Consider the following 18,977-nt stretch of genomic DNA (forward strand, 5'->3'; position numbering starts at 1 on the left):
ATTACCTGGCAGGTAATCGTGCGGCAAATCTCCCAGTACTCGGCGAGCCGGTCACCCGCGTGGCACGATGGCGGCATAGCGACCATGGGAGCGATGCCATGACAGACGCAGTGCTCGCGATCGGCACCCGCAAGGGCCTGTTCCTCGCCCGCTCCACCGCCGCAGGCGCGTTCCGCGTCGAGCCGATCGCGTTCTCCACCGTCGGGATCCACTCCGTGGCGATCGACACCGGGGGCGCGGCTCCCCGCCTGCTGGCCGGCATCGAGTACGGGCACTTCGGCCCCTCGGTCATGTACTCCGACGACCTCGGCGCGACCTGGCGGGAGGCCGAGAGCCCGCCGATCGCCTTCCCCGAGAAGACCGAGACCACGCTCACCCGCGTCTGGCAGCTCACGCCCTCCCCGTCGGAGCCCGGCGTGGTGTGGGCCGGCGTGGAGCCGGGCGCGCTGTTCAGGTCGGAAGACGGCGGCGTCACCTTCAGCCTGGTGGAAGGCCTGTGGGAGCACCCGCACCGGCCGCGCTGGCAGCCGGGCGGCGGCGGGCTGTGCCTGCACACGATCATCCCGCACCCGTCCGACCCGCGCGTGCTCGGCGTGGCGATCTCCACCGGCGGCTTCTACCGCACCACCGACGGCGGCCTGTCGTGGGAGGCGGCCAACCAGGGCATCCGCGCCCCGTTCCTGCCCGAAGGTCAGCAGTATCCGGAGTTCGGCCAGTGCGTGCACAAGGTGGCGATGGAAGCGGGCCGGCCGGACCGGCTGTTCCTGCAGCACCACTTCGGCGTCTACCGCAGCGACGACTTCGGCGGCTCCTGGCACGACATCGGCTCGGCGCTCCCCTCCGACTTCGGCTTCCCCGTCGTCACGCACCCGTCGCGCCCCGGCACGCTGTACGTGCTGCCGCTGCACGCCGACATGGACCGCACCCCGGTCGGCCACCGCTACCGCGTCTACCGCAGCACCGACGCCGGCGGGTCGTGGGAGCCGCTGGAGCGCGGCCTGCCCGAGGGGCCGGTGCACGCGAGCGTGCTGCGCGACGCGATGGCCGCCACGGAGGCGGGCCTGTTCTTCGGCACCCGCGGCGGCGAGGTCTACCGGTCGGCCGACGACGGCGCGAGCTGGTCGCTGGTGGCCTCCCACCTGCCTGACGTGCTGACCGTGCGGGCGGCGGTGCTCTGAGCCATGGCCCGTCCCGTGATGCTGGTCGTGTTCGTGCTCCCCGCCGCCCTGCGCAGGTGGGTGAGCGGCCGTACGGAAGTGAAGGTGTTCGCGGTCGGGCCCGACCGCGACTCGCCGCCCACCCTGGGCGCGGCGCTCGACGTGCTGCGCCGCACCCACCCGCTGCTGGAGGAGCGGATCAGGGACGAGTACGGGCGGATCCGCCGCCACATCAACATGGTCGTGTGCGGCGAGAACGCCCGCGGCCTCGGCAGCCTCGACTGCACGCTGCCGCCGGGCGCGGAGGTGTACGTCATGCCCGCCCTGGCCTGACCCGCTCGATCAGGGGCAGACGCGGCCGTTGGCCTCGAACGCCGCGTGCGTCAGCGGCATCAGCCCGGCCCACAGCGACTCCATCTTCTCGGCCACCATCTCGATCTCCCGCTGCGGGAACGACGGGAAGGCGGAGTCGTCGCGCCGCACCCGGAGCGAGAGGAAGTTCATCAGGGCGCGGGCGTTGCAGGTGGCGTACATCGAGGAGTAGAGGCCGACCGGCAGGACGGTCCGGGCTACCTCGCGGGCGACCCCGGCCTCCAGCATCTCCAGGTAGGCGCGGTAGGCCTGCCGGTAGCTCTCCGTCGTCGCCTCGGTCACCACCTTGTGCTGCTCGGGGGTGCCCTCGCGGAACACGTACTTGCCGGGCTTGCCTTCCTGCACCAGCTTGCGGTCGGGGCCGGGCACGTAGAAGACCGGCACGAGCTGACGGTATCGGCCCGACTCCTCGTTGTAGGAGAAGGTGCGGTGCCGCATGAACTCGCGGAAGACGAAGATCGGCGCGCTGACGTAGAAGGTCATGGACGAGTGCTCGAACGGCGTGCCGTGCCTGTCGCGCATGAGGAAGTTGATGAGGCCCTTGGACCGCTCGGGGTCGGCTTCGAGCTCGGCGAGCGAGCTCTCCCCCTTCGTGGAGACCCGCGCCGCCCAGAGCACGTCGGCGTCCGACGCGGCGGACTTGACGAGCTCCACGTCCATGTCGCCGCGGAACGTGATCTCAGGTTCGGCGCTGCCCATGGGAACCCCCCCGGTCGGTTCGGTGGTGATGACGGCATACAAGCAAACCACAGGCGGAGGCCGGGGCTCACAGGCGGTAGACGCGGCGGGCGTTCCCCGCGCCGATCATGTGGGCGATCCTGGCGGCGTCGGCGGCGCTCCACTCCCCCGCGTCCAGCCGGGCCTTCAGCGCCGCGCCGAGCGCGCGCCGGAAGTAGACCGCCCCCAGGTGGCACGTCTCGGCCAGCTCGCGGCAGCCGGACCCGTACAGCTGCTTGTGGAACGGGGCCAGCTCCAGCAGCTCGGCCAGCACCCGGGGCGACCCGGCGCCGGTGTGGGCCAGGGCGAGCCCGACGTCCACGTACACGTGCGGGAAGGCGTGCGCCAGATAGGCGGCCTGGCGCTGGTACGGATAGCAGGTGAGCAGGACGACCGGCACCCCGGCCGGCTGCAGCGCCCGGATGAAGCCGGTGAGCAGGGCCGGGTCGGCGAGGTGCGGCCCGGCGTCGCAGGCGCCGAGGCCGGCGTGGATCTGCAGCGGCAGCCCGCGCTCCCTGGCCACGTCGGCGGCCGACCAGAGCAGGTGGCGGGCCAGCGCGGGCTCGGCGAGCGGCTGCTTGGGGTCGGCGAGCCGCCGGTTGGCGGCGGCGAGCACCGCGCCCCGGCTGGGCCTCGCGGGGTCGAGGCCGAGGCCGCACAGACCGGCCACCACGGTCTTGAGCGCGACCGCGCGGGCGGCGCGGGCGGACAGCTCGTCGCCGAGGCTGTCGAGGTAGTCGACGGCGACGCCCGCCATCTCGGCGACGTCCTGCTCGATCTGCTCGATCCTGACGACCTCGCCGGCCGCGGCCTCGCCGCCGGACCCCATCTCGGCCGCCGTCAGCAGGTCGGCGCCCTCGGGGCCGGTGTCGACGAGGAAGGCCGACACGCCGGACGCCCGCAGCAGGAGCCGGTTGACCTCGGCCGCGCCCAGCTCGGCGCGGCGGGACAGGTAGATGGGCGGCGGCGCGTGCGGCTCCAGGCCGAGCACGGGCGCGCACCAGCGCCGCACGGCCGCGCCGAGCGGGGTGTCGAAATGGGTGGTGCCGGGCGGGGCCGGGCTGCCGCCCTCGTTGAGCAGCAGCTCGAACCGCCCGCGGGTCAGCTCGTCGCGGCGCACCCCGTGGCAGGCGTGGTCGACGAGCGGGGCGAGCAGGGCGTCACGCACCGTGTCGGGCAGGTCTACGGGGAGCATGCGGGAGACTCTAGGCGGTCCCCGCACGCGCCCGCGGACGTTTTACCCACTCACCGGCGGCACAGGCGCAGCACGTTCCTGATCACCTTGGCCCCGGCGCCGTCCTCGGCGGTGAGGATCGACTCCGGGTGGAACTGTACGCCGAAGCGGCGCCGGTCGGGGTCCTCGATCGCCATGACGTTGCCGTCGGGGGTGACCGCGGTCGGGGTGAAGCCGACGACGCCGGGCCGCTTGGCGTGCAGCGAGTGGTAGCGGGCGGCGGTGAACTCCTCGGGCAGCCCGTCGAGCAGCACGCCGGCGCCGAGCCGGGAGACCTGCCCGCGCTTGCCGTGCTCGGGGTAGTCGAGCAGTTCGAGCGTGCCGCCGGCGTGCTCGACCATCGCCTGCAGGCCGAGGCAGACGCCGAACACCGGCAGGTCTCGTGCGTAGATCTGGTCGATGAGCGCGGCCGTGCCGAAGTCGGCGGGCCAGCCCGGGCCGGGCGAGAGCACCACCAGGTCGGGGCCGATCTCGTCGAGCATCTCCGTCGGGAAGCCGTGGCGCAGCGTCACCACGTCGGCGCCCTCCTGGCGGAAGTAGTCGGCGAGCGTGTTGACGAAGGAGTCCTCGTAGTCGACGAGCAGCACCTTCATGCCCAGCCCCGGCTGCTCCCTGGCCGGGGTCTCGGCCACGGTGTCGGGCGCGCCGACCGCGGCGAGCGCGCCGAGCAGGGCGCTGGCCTTCAGCTCGGTCTCGCGCTCCTCGGCCTCGGGGTCGGAGTCGAACAGCAGGGTGGCGCCGGCCCGCACGGTGGCCAGGCCGTCCTTGATCTGGGCGGTGCGCAGGGTGAGGCCGGTGTTCATGGAGCCGTCGAAGCCGATGAACCCGATGGCGCCGCCGTACCAGCGGCGGGTGGTGGCCTCGTGGTCCTCGATGAACTGCATGGCCCAGGTCTTGGGCGCGCCGGTGACGGTGACGGCCCACATGTGGGTGAGGAAGGCGTCCAGCGCGTCGAACTCGGGGCGCAGCCGGCCCTCGATGTGGTCCACGGTGTGGATGAGCCGCGAGTAGAGCTCGATCTGACGGCGGCCGATGACCTTGACCGTGCCGGGGACGCAGATGCGCGACTTGTCGTTGCGGTCGACGTCGGTGCACATGGTCAGCTCCGACTCCTCCTTGACGCTGGTCAGGAGGGTGCGGATGGCCTCGGCGTCGCCGACCGGGTCGGCGCCGCGGGCGATGGTGCCGGAGATCGGGCAGGTCTCGACCCGGTCGCCGCTGACGCGCACGTACATCTCGGGCGAGGCGCCGACGAGGTGCTCGCCCTCGCCGAGGCTGATGATGAACTCGTACGGGGCGGGGTTGCTCTTGCGCAGCCCGCGGTAGAAGCCGGACGGGTCGGCGCAGGTGGCGTGGAAGACCTGGCCGGGCACCACCTCGAACAGGTCGCCGCGCTTGAACCGCTCCTTGGCCGCGGCCACGACCTCTGAGTACTGGCCCCTGGGCGGGTTGGGCGGCACCTCGGCGGGGGCGACCTGCGGGCGGGCCTCGCCGGTGCGCTCCAGGCCGCGGGTGCTCCGGCCGTCGACGGTGAACTCGTAGCGGCGCTCGAAGCAGGTCTCGCGCTGGCGGTCGATGACCACGAGCCGGTCGGGCAGGTGGAGGACGAGGTCGCGCTGGTCGGCGGGGCGGTCGAGCCGGTGCTTGATCGGCTCGAACTGGAAGGCGAGGTCGTAGCCGAACGCGCCGTAGAGCCCGAGGTGCGGGTCGGCGCCCTTGAAGGTCGCGATGACCTCGCGGATGGCGGTGAAGACGGTGGGCCGGCGGCTGCGCATCTCCTCCGGCAGCAGGTCCTCCGACTCCGGGACGTGCACCTGCACGAAGTCGGCGGTGGGCTCGCCGACCGGCTTGCCCGCGGCGAGCAGGCAGGAGGCGACGGCGGGCAGCACGACCCGGCCGCGCTCGTTGAGCGCCCTGGCCGAGATGGTGCGGCCCTTGGCGACCAGCTCCACGCAGGGGTCGACGTAGCCGAAGGCCCATCGGCTGTAACGGCCGGGGTAGTCCATGCCCGAGGAGAACGCGCCGCCGCGCCGCTCTCCCAGAGCCGTCACGATCTCTTCGAGCGCGTCCTCGGACACCTCGCGCACCTCGAGCTCGACGTCGATGCCCTTGGCGGTGGTATATCCGCTCGTCTCCACTGCTGCCCCTTCGCGCACTTCGATCAACGAGCCCCGGGGCGAACACGACAAAGGCCGCCGAACCGGGGCGGCCTGCCAGAGGGTATGCGAAATCTTCGCGCCGCCTAGGAGCGGCGCCACCACTGAAGCTCGGCGTGAGTTCGCATGAGGCAAGGCTACTCCGGGCTGTCAAGATCGCGCAACGCGACGCGCAGGTGGCACGAAGGATCTACGGCGCATAGGTTGGATCGTCATGGACAGCCCCCTCGCGTGGCGGCCGGTCACCGCCGTCTCCGCGGTCCTCGTGACGCTGCTGCTGGCACTGAGCCCCCGCTACGGCTACCACCGCGACGAACTGTACTTCCGGGCACTCGCGGACTACCCGGACTGGGGGTACGTGGACCAGCCGCCGTTCACGCCGATGGCCGCCAGGCTGTCCATGGCGCTGTTCGGCGACTCGCCGACCGCGCTGCGGGTGCTGCCCGCGCTGGCGGCGGCGCTGCTGGTGGTGCTGACGGCGCTGATCGCCCGCGAGCTGGGCGGGGGCGGCGCGGCGCAGACCCTGACCGCGGCCGGCACCGCGACGGGCGCCTACACGCTGATCGCCGGGCACACACTGCTCACCGCGAGCTTCGACCTGCCGATCTGGGCGGCGGCCATCCTGTTCATGCTGAAGGCGCTGCTGCGCGACGAACGCTGGTGGCTCGCGGCCGGCGCGGTGATCGGCGCGGCCACGTACAACAAGCTTCTGATCGTGATGCTGGTGCTGGGGCTCGCGGCCGGGCTGCTGGCCGCGGGGCCGCGGCGGCTGCTGGCGAGCAAGTGGCTGTGGGCGGGGGCGCTGGTCGCGGCCGTGCTGGCGCTGCCGAACTTCGTCTACCAGCTCACCCACGACTGGCCGCAGCTGAAGATGGCGGCGGGGCTGAGCGAGGGCGACGGCGACACGATGCGGCTGCTGTTCACGCCGATGCAGCTGCTGCTGTTCGGGCCGGTGGTGGCGGTGATCGCCGGCTTCGGGTTCGTGCGGCTGTGGCGTGACCGGCGGGTGCGGGCGCTGGCCGTCGCCTATCCGGCGGCCGCGGTGGTGACGGTGATCAGCGGCGGCCGGTTCGACTACACGGCGGGGCTGGTCCTGCTGCTGTTCGCCGCGGGCTGCGTGACGGCGGAGTCGGCGGGGCGGGAGAAGATCAAGTCGGCGGGCCTGTCGCTGGCGGTCAACGGGCTCGGCAACGCGGTGATCACACTGCCGCTGGTGCCGCTGACCATGCTGGCGAGCACGCCGGTGCCCCTGATCAACGAGGTGGCGCGCGAGTCGATCGGCTGGCCGGCGTTCAACGCGGCCGTCACCGGGGTCCTTGACTCGCTGCCGCCGGACGAGCGCCGGCGCGCCGTCGTGGTCACGGGCAACTACGGGGAGCACGGCTCGCTCGTGCAGGGCGGCCTGACGCGGGTCTACTCCGGCCACAACCAGCTCTGGGAGTACGGGCCGCCGCCGGACGACGGGGACCCGGCGATCATCGTGAACGTCGGCAGGATGCGGCGCGACCTGCAGTACTCCTCCTGTGAGGTGCGTGCCAGGGTCGACAACGGCCTGGGGCTGGACAACGAGGAGCAGGACATGCCGGTGTTCCTGTGTCAGGGGCTGCGGCAGCCGTGGACGGCGACCTGGCATCGGTGGCAGCAGTTCGACTGACCACATTACATTTTGTGACATACCGCGCATTGTCAGGATTTTCTCTTGCAATCCCGACAAGGTCTCTTCACTCTTCTCCACAGAGCCGTAAAGATCAGCTCTTTCCCGCTGGTGTGAAGGAGAGCCGGTGCCCAACACCCCCCGCTGGCGCGCGCTCCTGACAGGAGCCGTCGCCGCATTAGCCATGATCGTCCCGAACGGAGTGGCCCAAGCGGCGCCCCCTCCGGACAAAATCAACAAGTCGGTCCAGGCTCAGCTGGACAGCGAGGACAAGGCCACCTTCTGGGTGCGGATGAAGGACGACGCCGACCTGAGCGGCGCCCGCCGGGCCACCGGCAAGCAGGACAAGGCCGAGCGGGTCTACGAGGCCAAGACCGAGAAGGCCGACGCCTCGCAGGCCGGTCTGCGCAAGCTGCTGGACCAGCACCGCGCCGAGTACACCCCGTTCTGGATCGTCAACGCCGTCAAGGTGACGGCCGGGTCGAAGCTGGCGGCGGAGATCGCCGGGCTGCCCGAGGTGGAGCGGATCGAGCCGGTCCGCACGCTGACGCTGCCCAAGCCGGAGCCGGCCAAGGCCGAGGCGCGGGTGAACGCGGTCGAGTGGAACATCGACCGGGTCAACGCCCCGCGCGTGTGGGAGGAGCTGGGCAACCGCGGCGAGGGCATCGTGGTGGCCAACATCGACACCGGCGTCCAGTTCGACCACCCCGACCTGCGGGACGCGTACCGGGGCAGGAACCCGGACGGCACGGTCACCCACGACTACAACTGGTTCGACCCCGCGGGGGTCTGCCCGACGGCGGTGCCGTGCGACAACAACGGCCACGGCACCCACACGATGGGCACCATGGTCGGCGCGAACGGCATCGGCATGGCCCCGGGCGCGCGCTGGATCGCGGCCAAGGGCTGTGAGGTCAACACCTGCACCGACGCCTCGCTGCTGGCCTCCGGCCAGTGGGTGCTGGCGCCGACCGACGCGAACGGCGAGAACCCGCGCCCCGACCTGGCCCCCGACATCGTCAACAACTCCTGGGGCGGCGACGGCTTCGACCCCTGGTACAAGGAGACGGTCGAGGCGTGGGTCGCGGCGGGCATCTTCCCGGCGTTCTCCAACGGCAACGAGGGCCCGTCCTGCCAGAGCAGCGGCTCGCCCGGCCAGTACGAGATCAGCTACAGCGCCGGCGGGTTCGACGTGAACAACGCGCTGTACGTGAACTCCAGCAAGGGCGCGGGCGAGAACGGCGAGATCAAGCCGAACATCGCCGCCCCGGCCGTGAGCGTGCGCTCCTCCGTGCCCGGCGGCTACGCGGCCGGCACCGGCACCTCGATGGCCTCGCCGCACGTGGCGGCCACGGTCGCGCTCATGTGGTCGGCCTCGCCGGGGCTGCACGGCGACATCGCCGCCACCCGGCCGCTGCTCGACAGCACGGCCGTGGACGTCGCCGACACCAGCTGCGGCGGCACGGCCGCCGACAACAACGTGTGGGGCGAGGGCCGGCTCGACGCCTACGCCGCGGTGCGGGCCACGCCTCAGGACAGCCTCGGCGGGCTGACCGGCGCGGTCACCGCGGGCGGGCAGCCGGTGGCCGGCGTGACGGTCACGATCGACGGCCCGACCGACCGCACGCTGGTGACGGGCGACGACGGCGCGTTCTCGTTCGTCCGCCTGCTGCCCGGCGAGTACCAGGTGACGGCCGCGAAGTTCGGTTACGAGAGCGGCACCGCGACCGCGACCGTCACCGGCGACCAGACCACCACCGTGGACCTGACCATGACCGCGGTCGCGGCGGGCACGGTGTCCGGCACGGTCACGACCGCGGGCGCGCCGGAGCCGGACGCCCGGGTGACGGCCTCGGGCACGCCGCTCAGCGCGGTGACCGACGCCTCCGGCCGGTACGAGCTGACGCTGCCGCGCGGCGAGTACGAACTGGTCGTCACCCCGGTGTCGCGCTGCTCCGCGGGCGCCACCGTGTCCGTGACGGTCGACGGCGACGTGACCAGGGACGTCGAGCTGCCGCTGCGCGGTGACAACTTCGGCTACACCTGCCGCGCGGGCGCCGAGCCGTACGTCGCGGGCACCGAGAAGCTGGCGCTGACCGGCGACGACGAGGCGGTCCAGGTGACGCTGCCGTTCCCCGTCCCGTTCTACGGCACCGGCCAGAGCCGGGCCTGGGTCGTCACCAACGGGTTCCTCACCTTCGCCGAGGCCCGGCTGACCACGCCGAGCAACAGCCGCCTGCCGAGCACGGGCACCCCGAACAACGCCGTCTACCCGCTCTGGGACGACTTCATCGTGGACGCGGAGAGCGGCGTGTACACGGGCGTGGTCGGGACGGCTCCGCACAGGCGGTTCGTGGTGGAGTGGCGCAACGTGAAGTTCTACGCCGACCAGAACCTGCGCGTGTCGTTCGCGGCCCTGCTGGGCGAGGACGGCTCGATCGGCTTCCGCTACAAGGACATGGAGACCGATCGGGAACGGGGCGCGTTCGGCACCGTCGGCGTGGAGAACGCCGCCGGCAACGACGCGCTGCTCTACCTGTACGAGGAGCCCGCCCTGGCCGCCGGCCAGAGCGTGACCATCACGGCGAGCAGGCACGGCCTGGTGACCGGCGTGGTGTCCGACGCCAACGACGGCGACCCGCTGCCCGGCGCGACGGTGCGGATCGGCGACGTGGCGACGTTCACCACCGGCGCCGACGGCTCCTTCTACGGCCAGGTGCTGGCCGGCGACTACGACGTGGAGGTGTCCAAGGAGCACTACGGCACGTTCACCCAGGCCGTGACGGTGGCCCCGGCCACGGTGCAGCGGATCGACACGGCGCTGGTGACCGGGCGGGTGGCCGCCTCGGCCGCCGAGCTGACCGTGGTGATGCCGCAGGGCCAGAGCAGGACGCGCACGATGGAGCTGACGAACCTCGGCTCGCCGACCCCGTACACGATCACCACGGATCCGGCGGGCGGCTGGCTCGGCGTCACCCCGGCCTCGGGCACCCTGGCCACGGGCCAGAAGGCGACGCTCAGGGTGACGGTGTCGAGCGACGGCGTGCAGCCGGGCTCGACCCGGGCCGGGAAGCTCCTGATCAGGTCGGCCAGCGGGCGGCAGCCGGTGATCGAGATCACGGTGACCGTCGTGGTGCCGAGGCACCAGGTGGCGGTGGACGTGGGCGCCACCCGGGGGTCCACGGACGCCGCCGGTGACGCCTGGACGCCGGACCGGCGCTACAGCGCGGGCTCGCACGGGTACGTCGCCACCTCCTCCGCAACCCACAGCACGAACAAGACGATCAAGGGCACCGAGGACCAGGCGCTGTTCAGGACCGCCCGCGAGCGGATGCTGGAGTACCGCTTCGACGCCGTGCCCAACGGCGTCTACACGGTCGAGCTGGACTTCGCCGAGATCCGCAACATGGCCATGGGGCGGCGGGTGTTCGACGTGCTGGTCGAGGGCCAGCTCGCCATCCCGGCCCTGGACCTGGCCCTGGAGGCGGGCACGTACACGGCGGTGAGCAGGCAGTACACGGTGCGGGTCACCGACGGCCAGCTCAACGTCAGGTTCGCGGCCCGGGACGGGGCGACGATCGTCAACGCGATCCGCGTCTCGGAGCGGCCGGACAAGACCGCGCCGTAACGGCCGCGCGGGGGCGACGCCCGCCGCCGCCCCCGCGCACGCCGGTCCGTCCGGCCGGATCGGCCGGGCTCCGGGCTACCGCCTGCGCGGCCACGTATGTTACTGGTAGGTAATGCGACGCGTACGTGTCCACCGTGACATCCCCGTGCGGATGCCCGACGGCGTCACCCTGCTGGCCGACCGCTACGTCCCCGCCGGGGCGGAGCGGGCGCCGGTCGTCCTCATCCGCTCCCCGTACGGCCGCCGCGGCCTGTTCGGGCTGCTGTACGGGCGCGGGTTCGCCTGGCACGGCTTCCAGGTGGTGATGCAGAGCTGCCGGGGCGGCTTCGGCTCCGGCGGCGATCTCGACCCGCTCGGCCACGAGCACGACGACGGCCTGGCGACGATCGCGTGGATGCGCGAACAGCCCTGGTACGGGGGCTCGTTCGCCATGTTCGGCCCCTCTTACCTGGGGTTCACCCAGTGGGCCGTGGCCCCGTACGCCGGCCCTGACCTGAAGGCGATGGCCACCCAGATCACCGCCTCCCAGTTCAGGGACGCCGCGTACGTGGGCGGCGCGTTCGCGCTGGAGTCGGCGCTGAGCTGGACCACGCTCACCGAGCACATGGGCCGCCGCTTCGGCGGCGCGGCCGGGCTGACCGCGCCGCGGGTGACGCGGCGGGCCGTGCTGTCGGGGCGGCCGGTGGGCGAGCTGGACCTGGCGTCGGCGGGCCGGCCGCTCCGCTTCTACCGCGACCTGCTGGCGCACCACGCCGACCCGGCGCCGTACTGGACCCGGCGCGACCACTCCCCCAAGGTCGGCGAGGTGGACGCGGCGGTCACCATGCTCGGCGGCTGGTACGACGTGTTCCTGCCGTGGCAGCTCAAGGACTACGCGGCGTTGCGGGCGGCGGGCCGGCGGCCGTACCTGACGATCGGCCCCTGGTACCACATCGACGCCCGCCACATCGGCCCGTCGATGGCCGAGTCGCTCGCCTGGTTCCGCGCCCACCTGCTGGGCGACGTCTCCGGGCTGCGCGACCAGCCGGTGCGGCTGTACGTGACGGGGGCCGAGGAATGGCGCGAGTACCCGGACTGGCCGGTGCCCGGCCTGCGGCGGCGGCGCTGGCACCTGCAGCACGGCTTCGGGCTGGGCACGGACGGGCCGCTGGAGTCGGAGCCGGACCGGTTCCGCTACCACCCGGACCATCCGACGCCGGTGATCGGCGGCCCGGTGCTGCTGGCCGACTCCCGGCCGCGCGACCAGCGCCGCCTGGAGGCCCGGCGCGACGTGCTCGTCTACAGCTCGCCCCCGCTGGAGTCCGACCTGGAGATGATCGGCCCGGTCAGCGCGGAGCTGTACGTCCGCTCCAGCACCCCGTACGCGGACGTGGTCGTCCGGGTGTGCGACGTGCACCCGGACGGGCGGTCGATGAACGTGTGCGAGGGCGTGCGCCGCCTCGGCCCGCTGGACGCCGATACGCTGGGGGACGTGCGCAGGGTACGGGTGGAGCTGTGGCCGATCGGCCACCGGTTCAGGCGGGGCCACCGCGTCCGCGTGCACGTCGCCGCGGGCGCCTATCCGACGATCGCCCGTAACCCCGGCACCGGCGATCCTCTCACCCATTCCGGCGGGCCGATGGTGCCGAGCGACGTCGAGGTCTTCCACTCCCCCGATCACCCGTCCGCCGTGATCATGCCGCTGTGCGCGCCGCCCGGCTGATGTCGCTCGTGCTGCTGCTGCAGGGCCGCGGCGGCATGACGGCGGCGGAGCTGGCCCGCGAGCTGGAGGTGTCGGAGCGCACCGTCCACCGCGACGTGCTGGCGCTGTCCTCGGCCGGCATCCCTGTCTACGCCGACCGGGGGCGCGGCGGCGGCTACCGGCTGCTGGAGGGATACCGGACCCGGCTGACCGGGCTGGACCGGGCGGAGGCCGAGGCGCTGTTCCTGTCCGGCGTCCCGGGCGCGCTGCGCGAGATGGGGCTGCAGGAGGTGGCGGCGACGGCCCGGCTGAAGGCCGCCGCCGCGCTCTCCCCCGGGCTGCGCGACGCCCCCGCGACGGCCGCGCAGCGCTTCCACCTGGACGCGCCCGGCTGGTTCGCGCACGACTCCCCACCGCCGCCGCAGCTCGCCCCGCTGGCCAGGGCGGTGTGGGGTGACCGGCGGGTGACCGCCGGATACAAGGGACGCACGCGCACCCTGGAGCCGTACGGGCTGGTGCTCAAGGCGGGCGCCTGGTACCTCGCGGCCCGATCCCCGTCCCCACCATCACCGAAACCAGGACCGGGACCGTCACCTGGGCCGGGGCCGTCATCGGCACAGCCGCAGGGGCAGTCGGCGGGGCAGGCGCGGTTCCTGTTGTTCCGGGTGGACCGGTTCGGTGAGATCACCGTGCGCGACGACGTGTTCGTCCGGGATCCGGGCTTCGACCTGGCCGCGTTCTGGACCGAGCAGTCGGCCGCGTTCGGCCACTCGCTGCTGCGGACCTCGATCACGCTGCGGCTCACCGAAGCCGGGCTGCGGATGCTGCGGCACGTCGCCGACCCGGCGGCGCTGCCGGACGCGGTGGCCTCACTTCAGCCCGACGGCACGGTGCGGCTCCGCGTGGAGTCGATCGAGATCGCGTACTCGCAGGTGCTGCGTTTCGGGCCGGAGGCGGAGGTGCTGGAGCCGGCGGAACTACGGTCGATGGTCGCGGAGGCCGCCGCCCGCATGACGGCGCTCTACCGGTAGTCGTCCGGGTTCGGCTGCTTGCCGCCGTCGGTGTCGGCGATGAACCGCCACACGTCGGGGCGGCTGCCGTCCACGTCGGTGAAGCCGTACTCCTTGGCCAGCGTGCCGCTGTCGACGGACTTGCCGGACCAGCGCGCCCGGTCGGGGTCGGTGGCCAGGGCGGCGACGGCGCGACCCGCGTACGCCGGGGTCTCCGAGACCGCGAACGACGGCTCCCGCTTGGCCCCGTCGCGCCAGTTCTCCTCGGTGACGCCGAAGTTCTCCAGCATCGCCTCCGAGCGCAGGAACCCCGGCGTGAGCGCCACCGCCGTGCCGCCGTGCGGGCGCAGTTCGTGCGCCTGGCTGAAGGCGAGCCGGTTCACCGACATCTTGACCAGGTCGTAGTAGAGGTTCTCCCGGTAGCGGGGGGCGTTGAAGTCCCAGGTGCCGTCGGTGACCTCGACGACCAGGCCGCCCTTGTTCCTGATCAGGAGCGGCAGCGCGTGGTGGCTGGTGATGAGGTGGGTGTGCACGCCCAGGCTGAGCATCCTCAGCCCCTTCTCCAGGTCCTGCTCCCAGACCGGGGTGTTCCAGCTCCAGAGCTTGTCGCCGCCCCAGACGTCGTTCACCAGCACGTCGAGCCGGCCCTGCTCGCGGTCGATCCGCTCGACCAGGGCCTTGACCTGGGCCGGATCAAGATGGTCCACCCGCACGGGGATGCCGGTGCCGCCGGCCTTCGTCACCAGTTCCGCCGTCTCCTCGATCGTCTCGGGCCGGTCCATCTCCGAGCGCCGCTCCCGGGTCGTCCTGCCGGTGCAGTAGACCGTCGCGCCGGCGGCGCCGAGTTCGACGGCGATGCCACGTCCTGTTCCGCGGGTCGCGCCCGCCACCAAAGCAATCATGCGACCAGGTTTCCCGGAAAAGAGGACATCCACTGTCATGTTTTCTCGATAGATTCTTCTCATGACGGACGTCCATCCGGCCTGGTTGCCTCCCGAGGCGTTCCGGGCGATCGGATCCCGGCGGGTCCTCGTACACGGGGACGGGCCGCTCGCCGGCACGGTCCGCGACGAGGTCGCGCGGGCCTGCGCCCGGTTCGGCGGGAGCCTGTGCGACGGCGGGGAGGCCGACCTCGTGCTGGCCACGTCCGACCACCTCCCGGCCCACGCGCGCGCGGTCCTTTACGGCGAAGAGGCCGGGGAAACCGGCGCCGCGCCCGGAGGAGACGAGGCGTTTCCGACCGGGCGGCGCGACAGGATGACCGGTACGCCCGACGGCGACGAGAACTTCCTCGTCGGGCGGCGGGGTGGGGTGACCGTGGTGGCCGGCGAGGGGGCGGGGCTGCTGTACGGGCTGTTCCATGTCGTCCGGCTGGGCGAGCGGGCGTTCGGCGCGGACTTCCCGGCCGAGCGTCATCGGCCCGCGATGCGGCGGCGGATGCTCGACCACTGGGACAACGTGGACGTGCATCCCGTGATGGGGCAGGTCGAGCGCGGGTACGCGGGCGGTTCGATCTTCTGGGCGGACGGCGGCCCGCGCGGCGACCTGGACCGGGTGCGCGCCTACGGGCGGCTGCTGGCCGCCGCCGGCGTCAACGCGGTCGCGGTGAACAACGTCAACGTGCACGCCACCGAGGCGCGGCTGCTCACCGACCGGCTCGGCGACGTGGCCGCCCTCGCCGGCGCGCTGCGCCCGTACGGGATCAGGGTCCATCTGTCGGTCACCTTCGCCGCGCCCGTCGTCCTCGGCGGGCTGTCCACCGCCGACCCGCTGGACGAGGACGTGCGGGCCTGGTGGGCGGGGGCGACCGCGCGGGTGTACGAGGCGATCCCGGATTTCGGCGGTTACCTGGTCAAGGCCGACTCGGAGGGGCAGCCGGGGCCGTTCGCCTATGGGCGCAGCCACGCCGACGGGGCCAACCTGCTGGCCGGCGCGCTCGCCCCGTACGGCGGGGTGGTGCACTGGCGGGCCTTCGTCTACGACCACCGGCAGGACTGGCGCGACCGTTCCACCGACCGGGCGCGGGCCGCTTACGACCACTTCGCACCGCTCGACGGGGAGTTCGCGGGGAACGCGATCCTCCAGGTCAAGCACGGGCCGATCGACTTCCAGGTGCGCGAGCCGGTCTCGCCGGTGATCGCCGCGATGCCGCGCACCCGGCTGGCGGTGGAGCTGCAGGTGACGCAGGAGTACACCGGCCAGCAGCGGCACGTCTGCTACCTGGCGCCGATGTGGCGCGAGGTGCTCGGTTTCGAGCCGTGGGGTCCCGGCGGCCGGACGGTGGCCGGCGTCGCCGGCGAGCTGGTGGCGGTCTCGAACGCCGGCGACGACCCGTACTGGACCGGGCATCCGCTCGCGCAGGCCAACCTGTACGCGTTCGGGCGGCTGGCCTGGGACCCGGGGCTCGGCCCGGCGGAGATCCTCGACGAGTGGATCGGCCTGACCTTCCCGGACACGGCCGACCGCCTGCGGGAGCCGCTGCACGCGATCATGAACGGTTCGTGGGAGACGTACGAGCGCTACACGGCGCCGCTCGGCGTCGGCTTCATGGTCCGGCCCGGTCACCACTACGGCCCGGACGTGGACGGCTACGAGTACACACCGTGGGGCACGTACCACTTCGCTGACCGCGACGGGGTCGGCGTGGACCGGACGCGCGCCACCGGCACGGGCTGCACCGGCCAGTACCCGGAGCCGTGGTCGGAGGTGTACGAGTCGGCGGAGCGGTGCCCGGACGAGCTGCTGCTCTTCTTCCACCACGTCCCGTACGGTCACGTACTGCACAGCGGGAAGACGGTCATCCAGCACATCTACGACACCCACTTCGCCGGCGCGGAGGAGGTCGCGGAGCTGCGGCCCGTCTGGGACGGGCTGGTCGGGCTGGTGGACCCGGCGCTGCACGCCCGGGTGCGTGAGCTGCTGGACGAGCAGCTCCGTTCCGCCCGGGAGTGGCGCGACCAGATCAACACGTACTTCTTCCGCAAGTCGGGCGTGCCCGACGCGCACGGCCGCCGCATTCACTGACCGGACACGAAGCGCTCGCGGATCTCGGCGATCATCGGCCGGCTGTTGCGCAGCAGCCCCGCCGCGAACGCGGACGCCAGCGCCAGCGGCGCCAGCTCGGTGGCCAGCAGGGTGAGCCCGCCCGCCACGACCAGCAGGCACGCGTTGCCCAGCGTGGCACCCGGGCACCGGGCCAGGAAGTACGAGGCCAGCCGGGCGACGTCCACAGCCCTGAACCGGAACAGCGACGCGATCACCAGCGCGTTGGCGGCCCACAGCGCGGCCGCCACCGCGACGGCGACCAGCAGGGCCGCCCACCAACCCGGCACCCCGGCGGCGGCGAAGTGCGCCAGGTTGACCCCGACCACGGTCATGCCGGCCAGCCACGGCGCCCAGACCTTCAGCACGTCGGCGGCGTTGGCCCGGTAACCGCGCAGGAACGCGGCCGCCGGTGACAGGTCCGCCAGGCCGGCGCCGCGGTGGCGCAGCGCGTACAGCGCGGCCGACAGCGCCGGGCCGGCCGGCAGCGCGCAGAGCGCGTACAGCGGCAGGTTGCTCGCGTCGCGGTCGAGCAGCACCAGCCCGGCCAGGCCCGGCGCGGTGGCGGCCAGCAGCAGCAGCTCGACGACCAGCATCGTGTAGATCAGGGCGGCGGCGCGCGAGAGCGGCCCTTCTCCGAACCGCCGCCCGGCGGTCACCTCGCCCATCGGCTCAGCCGTGCTCCTTCTTGAACCGGTCCGCGGCGGCGTTGACCAGGTCGATGTAGGTGGTCATGTTCTTGGCTTCGAGCTCCTTGACGTAGGCGTCCCACTCGGCCAGGTCGCGCTCGCCGAGGATGAACTTGAGCGTGTTCTGGGTGACGTGGTCCTTCAGCGGCGTCTCCCAGAGGGTCGACCGCTCGCGCTCCTCGTCGGTGAACGGGTGCGGCGGGTCCACCGGCCACTGCTTCCTGGCGTTCATCACGTTCTGGAACTCCAGCTCCTCCTCGGAGAAGGTGGACTGCAGCAGCTTGGTGGTGCCGCCGTAGGCGAACACGCCGTTGCCGAAGCCGAAGTCCTTCTGCAGGTGCTTGGAGGCGCCCGGGTTGAGGCCGACCATGTCGATGTCGTCGGCGAGCTTGTAGGCGCCGGCGGAGTCCTTGGTGTACGTGGTGCCCTCGACGCCCCACTTGGCGAACTCCTGGCCCTCGTCGGAGTACCACAGCCAGTCGATGAACTGCATCATGGCCACGAAGTTCGGATTGTCCTTGGCCTTGCTGGAGATCATGATGCCGTTCTCCAGCCGGGTGCCGATCTTGTAGTCGCCGACCGGGCCCATGGGCACCGGGATCTTGGCGACCTTGGCCCCCTCGACCGTCTTCTCCAGCGGCCCGCGGTAGTCGTTGATCAGGCTCTGCGCGTTGGTGCTGATGACGAAGGACTTGCCGGAGGTGAACTTCTGCTTGGCCTGCTCGTCCTGCTGGGTGAAGCTCTCCGGGTCGATCAGCTTCTCCTGCACCAGCTTGTGCAGGTACTCGATCATCTGCTTGTACTGCGGCATGGCGCCGGTGAAGGCGAACTTGCCGGCGGCGGGGTCCCAGGTCGCGTGCAGGTACTCCCAGCCGCCCCTGGTGCCGTACGCCTGGGCGACGAGCTTGAACAGGTTGCCGCCCGGGGTGGGGTCGCCCCACCGGTCGGTCATCGGGTACTGGTCGGGGTACTCCTCCTTCATCGCCTTCAGCACCGTGTAGAGGTCGTCCCAGGTGGCCGGGACCTCCAAGCCGAGCTTCTCCAGGATGTCGGTCCTGACGGCCAGCGTGTAGTCCACCCAGACGCTCTCGTGCATGCCGGGCAGCAGGTAGAAGCGGCCGTCGGCCTGCCTGCGCGTGTTCAGCTCCGGTTCCATCCGCCACCTGGCGACCTTGTCCTTGAAGTGCGGCATCAGGTCGAGGTAGTCGCTGACCGGCAGGATGGCGCCGGAGGAGACGAAGGTGTCCTCCTGCCCGGGGTAGGTCTTCGGGATGATGAGCGGGGCCTGGCCGGATCCCACGAGCAGGCCGCGCTTCTGCTCGTAGTCGCTGAGCGGCACCTCGACGGGCTTGAGCGTCACGTTCGTCCGCTTGGTGAGCTCTTCCCAGAACAGCCAGTCGTTCTTGTTGGGGTAGAACGAGTGGTTGTTGTAGAGCACGTCGAAGGAGATCGGCTCGGTGGCCTTGAACTGCTGGCCGACGCCGTAGTTCGCCATCGCGCCCGCCCTGTTCGCGGACGTGTCGGCGGCCTTCGGAGCCGTGCCGTCCTCGCCGCAGCCGGCGAGCACGAGCGTGAACGCGCCCAGTCCGATGATCGCCTGACGCCGTGAGATGTCGCGCATGGGGGGACTCCTTTGC

The 18,977-nt window shown here is 72.2% G+C and carries 13 protein-coding genes; 7 read left to right on the top strand and 6 right to left on the bottom strand.

The features are described 5' to 3' along the window. The first annotated feature begins 98 nt into the window (after positions 1 to 98). Together ABD999_RS04400 and ABD999_RS04405 are read left to right on the top strand one after the other, a co-directional pair. The gene (locus ABD999_RS04400; protein ID WP_271276560.1) at positions 99 to 1,178 is read left to right on the top strand and encodes a WD40/YVTN/BNR-like repeat-containing protein; all 1,080 of its coding nucleotides are present in this window, start codon (positions 99 to 101) and stop codon (positions 1,176 to 1,178) included. Between the two features lie 3 nt (positions 1,179 to 1,181). Continuing rightward, positions 1,182 to 1,490, top strand: coding sequence for a ubiquitin family protein (locus ABD999_RS04405; RefSeq protein WP_148031980.1), 309 nt, complete (start codon positions 1,182 to 1,184; stop codon positions 1,488 to 1,490). 9 nt (positions 1,491 to 1,499) lie between these two features. Here the strand turns inward: ABD999_RS04405 and thyX are convergent, their stop codons facing one another. The 3 genes from thyX to ABD999_RS04420 form a co-directional block, all read right to left on the bottom strand. Beyond that, positions 1,500 to 2,228: an FAD-dependent thymidylate synthase gene (thyX, locus tag ABD999_RS04410; protein WP_148031981.1), complete on the bottom strand. Its 729-nt coding sequence runs from the start codon at positions 2,226 to 2,228 to the stop codon at positions 1,500 to 1,502. Positions 2,229 to 2,295: 67 nt separating this feature from the next. Further along, the gene (locus ABD999_RS04415; RefSeq protein WP_148031982.1) at positions 2,296 to 3,441 is read right to left on the bottom strand and encodes an amidohydrolase family protein; all 1,146 of its coding nucleotides are present in this window, start codon (positions 3,439 to 3,441) and stop codon (positions 2,296 to 2,298) included. Between the two features lie 50 nt (positions 3,442 to 3,491). After that, positions 3,492 to 5,618, bottom strand: a complete 2,127-nt coding sequence (locus ABD999_RS04420; protein WP_148031983.1) for an anthranilate synthase component I — start codon at positions 5,616 to 5,618, stop codon at positions 3,492 to 3,494. Between the two features lie 232 nt (positions 5,619 to 5,850). On the opposite strand from ABD999_RS04420, the gene ABD999_RS04425 reads away from it, so the two are divergent. From ABD999_RS04425 to ABD999_RS04440, 4 genes are all read left to right on the top strand, one after another. Then, positions 5,851 to 7,290, top strand: a complete 1,440-nt coding sequence (locus ABD999_RS04425; protein ID WP_271276559.1) for a glycosyltransferase family 39 protein — start codon at positions 5,851 to 5,853, stop codon at positions 7,288 to 7,290. Positions 7,291 to 7,417: 127 nt separating this feature from the next. Then, a complete protein-coding gene (locus tag ABD999_RS04430; RefSeq protein ID WP_271276558.1) occupies positions 7,418 to 10,918 on the top strand; it encodes a S8 family serine peptidase in 3,501 nt (1,166 codons plus the stop codon). A 112-nt stretch (positions 10,919 to 11,030) separates the two neighbouring features. Beyond that, positions 11,031 to 12,620 carry a CocE/NonD family hydrolase gene (locus ABD999_RS04435; RefSeq protein ID WP_271276557.1) on the top strand — a complete coding sequence of 530 codons (1,590 nt, stop codon included), beginning with the start codon at positions 11,031 to 11,033 and terminating at the stop codon, positions 12,618 to 12,620. After that, complete coding sequence (locus ABD999_RS04440; protein ID WP_271276556.1) at positions 12,602 to 13,630, top strand: helix-turn-helix transcriptional regulator; 1,029 nt, start codon at positions 12,602 to 12,604, stop codon at positions 13,628 to 13,630. The genes ABD999_RS04435 and ABD999_RS04440 overlap by 19 nt, the downstream gene beginning before the upstream one ends. Here the strand turns inward: ABD999_RS04440 and ABD999_RS04445 are convergent. Beyond that, on the bottom strand, positions 13,621 to 14,511 hold the full coding sequence (locus ABD999_RS04445; protein WP_271276555.1) for an SDR family oxidoreductase: 891 nt from the start codon (positions 14,509 to 14,511) through the stop codon (positions 13,621 to 13,623). The genes ABD999_RS04440 and ABD999_RS04445 overlap by 10 nt on opposite strands. Before the next feature lie 61 nt (positions 14,512 to 14,572). Between ABD999_RS04445 and ABD999_RS04450 the strand changes: the two genes are divergently transcribed. Continuing rightward, a complete protein-coding gene (locus ABD999_RS04450) occupies positions 14,573 to 16,633 on the top strand; it encodes an alpha-glucuronidase (protein ID WP_271276554.1) in 2,061 nt (686 codons plus the stop codon). On the opposite strand, the gene ABD999_RS04455 is transcribed toward ABD999_RS04450, so the two are convergent. Next, positions 16,627 to 17,319, bottom strand: coding sequence for a hypothetical protein (locus ABD999_RS04455; RefSeq protein ID WP_271276553.1), 693 nt, complete (start codon positions 17,317 to 17,319; stop codon positions 16,627 to 16,629). The genes ABD999_RS04450 and ABD999_RS04455 overlap by 7 nt on opposite strands. A 4-nt stretch (positions 17,320 to 17,323) precedes the next feature. Beyond that, on the bottom strand, positions 17,324 to 18,961 hold the full coding sequence (locus ABD999_RS04460) for an ABC transporter substrate-binding protein (RefSeq protein ID WP_271276552.1): 1,638 nt from the start codon (positions 18,959 to 18,961) through the stop codon (positions 17,324 to 17,326). Positions 18,962 to 18,977: the final 16 nt, after the last annotated feature.

This window comes from Nonomuraea ferruginea, from assembly GCF_039540635.1.
GTDB classification, from domain to species: domain Bacteria; phylum Actinomycetota; class Actinomycetes; order Streptosporangiales; family Streptosporangiaceae; genus Nonomuraea; species Nonomuraea ferruginea.

Excerpts from the sequence above, each read along its gene's own strand:
- ABD999_RS04445 (WP_271276555.1), bottom strand. The coding sequence starts at position 14,511 with ATGATTGCTTTGGTGGCGGGCGCGACCCGCGGAACAGGACGTGGCATC.
- ABD999_RS04425 (WP_271276559.1), top strand. The coding sequence starts at position 5,851 with ATGGACAGCCCCCTCGCGTGGCGGCCGGTCACCGCCGTCTCCGCGGTC.
- thyX (WP_148031981.1), bottom strand. The coding sequence starts at position 2,228 with ATGGGCAGCGCCGAACCTGAGATCACGTTCCGCGGCGACATGGACGTG.
- ABD999_RS04435 (WP_271276557.1), top strand. The coding sequence starts at position 11,031 with ATGCGACGCGTACGTGTCCACCGTGACATCCCCGTGCGGATGCCCGAC.
- ABD999_RS04455 (WP_271276553.1), bottom strand. The coding sequence starts at position 17,319 with ATGGGCGAGGTGACCGCCGGGCGGCGGTTCGGAGAAGGGCCGCTCTCG.
- ABD999_RS04460 (WP_271276552.1), bottom strand. The coding sequence starts at position 18,961 with ATGCGCGACATCTCACGGCGTCAGGCGATCATCGGACTGGGCGCGTTC.
- ABD999_RS04400 (WP_271276560.1), top strand. The coding sequence starts at position 99 with ATGACAGACGCAGTGCTCGCGATCGGCACCCGCAAGGGCCTGTTCCTC.
- ABD999_RS04415 (WP_148031982.1), bottom strand. The coding sequence starts at position 3,441 with ATGCTCCCCGTAGACCTGCCCGACACGGTGCGTGACGCCCTGCTCGCC.
- ABD999_RS04405 (WP_148031980.1), top strand. The coding sequence starts at position 1,182 with ATGGCCCGTCCCGTGATGCTGGTCGTGTTCGTGCTCCCCGCCGCCCTG.
- ABD999_RS04450 (WP_271276554.1), top strand. The coding sequence starts at position 14,573 with ATGACGGACGTCCATCCGGCCTGGTTGCCTCCCGAGGCGTTCCGGGCG.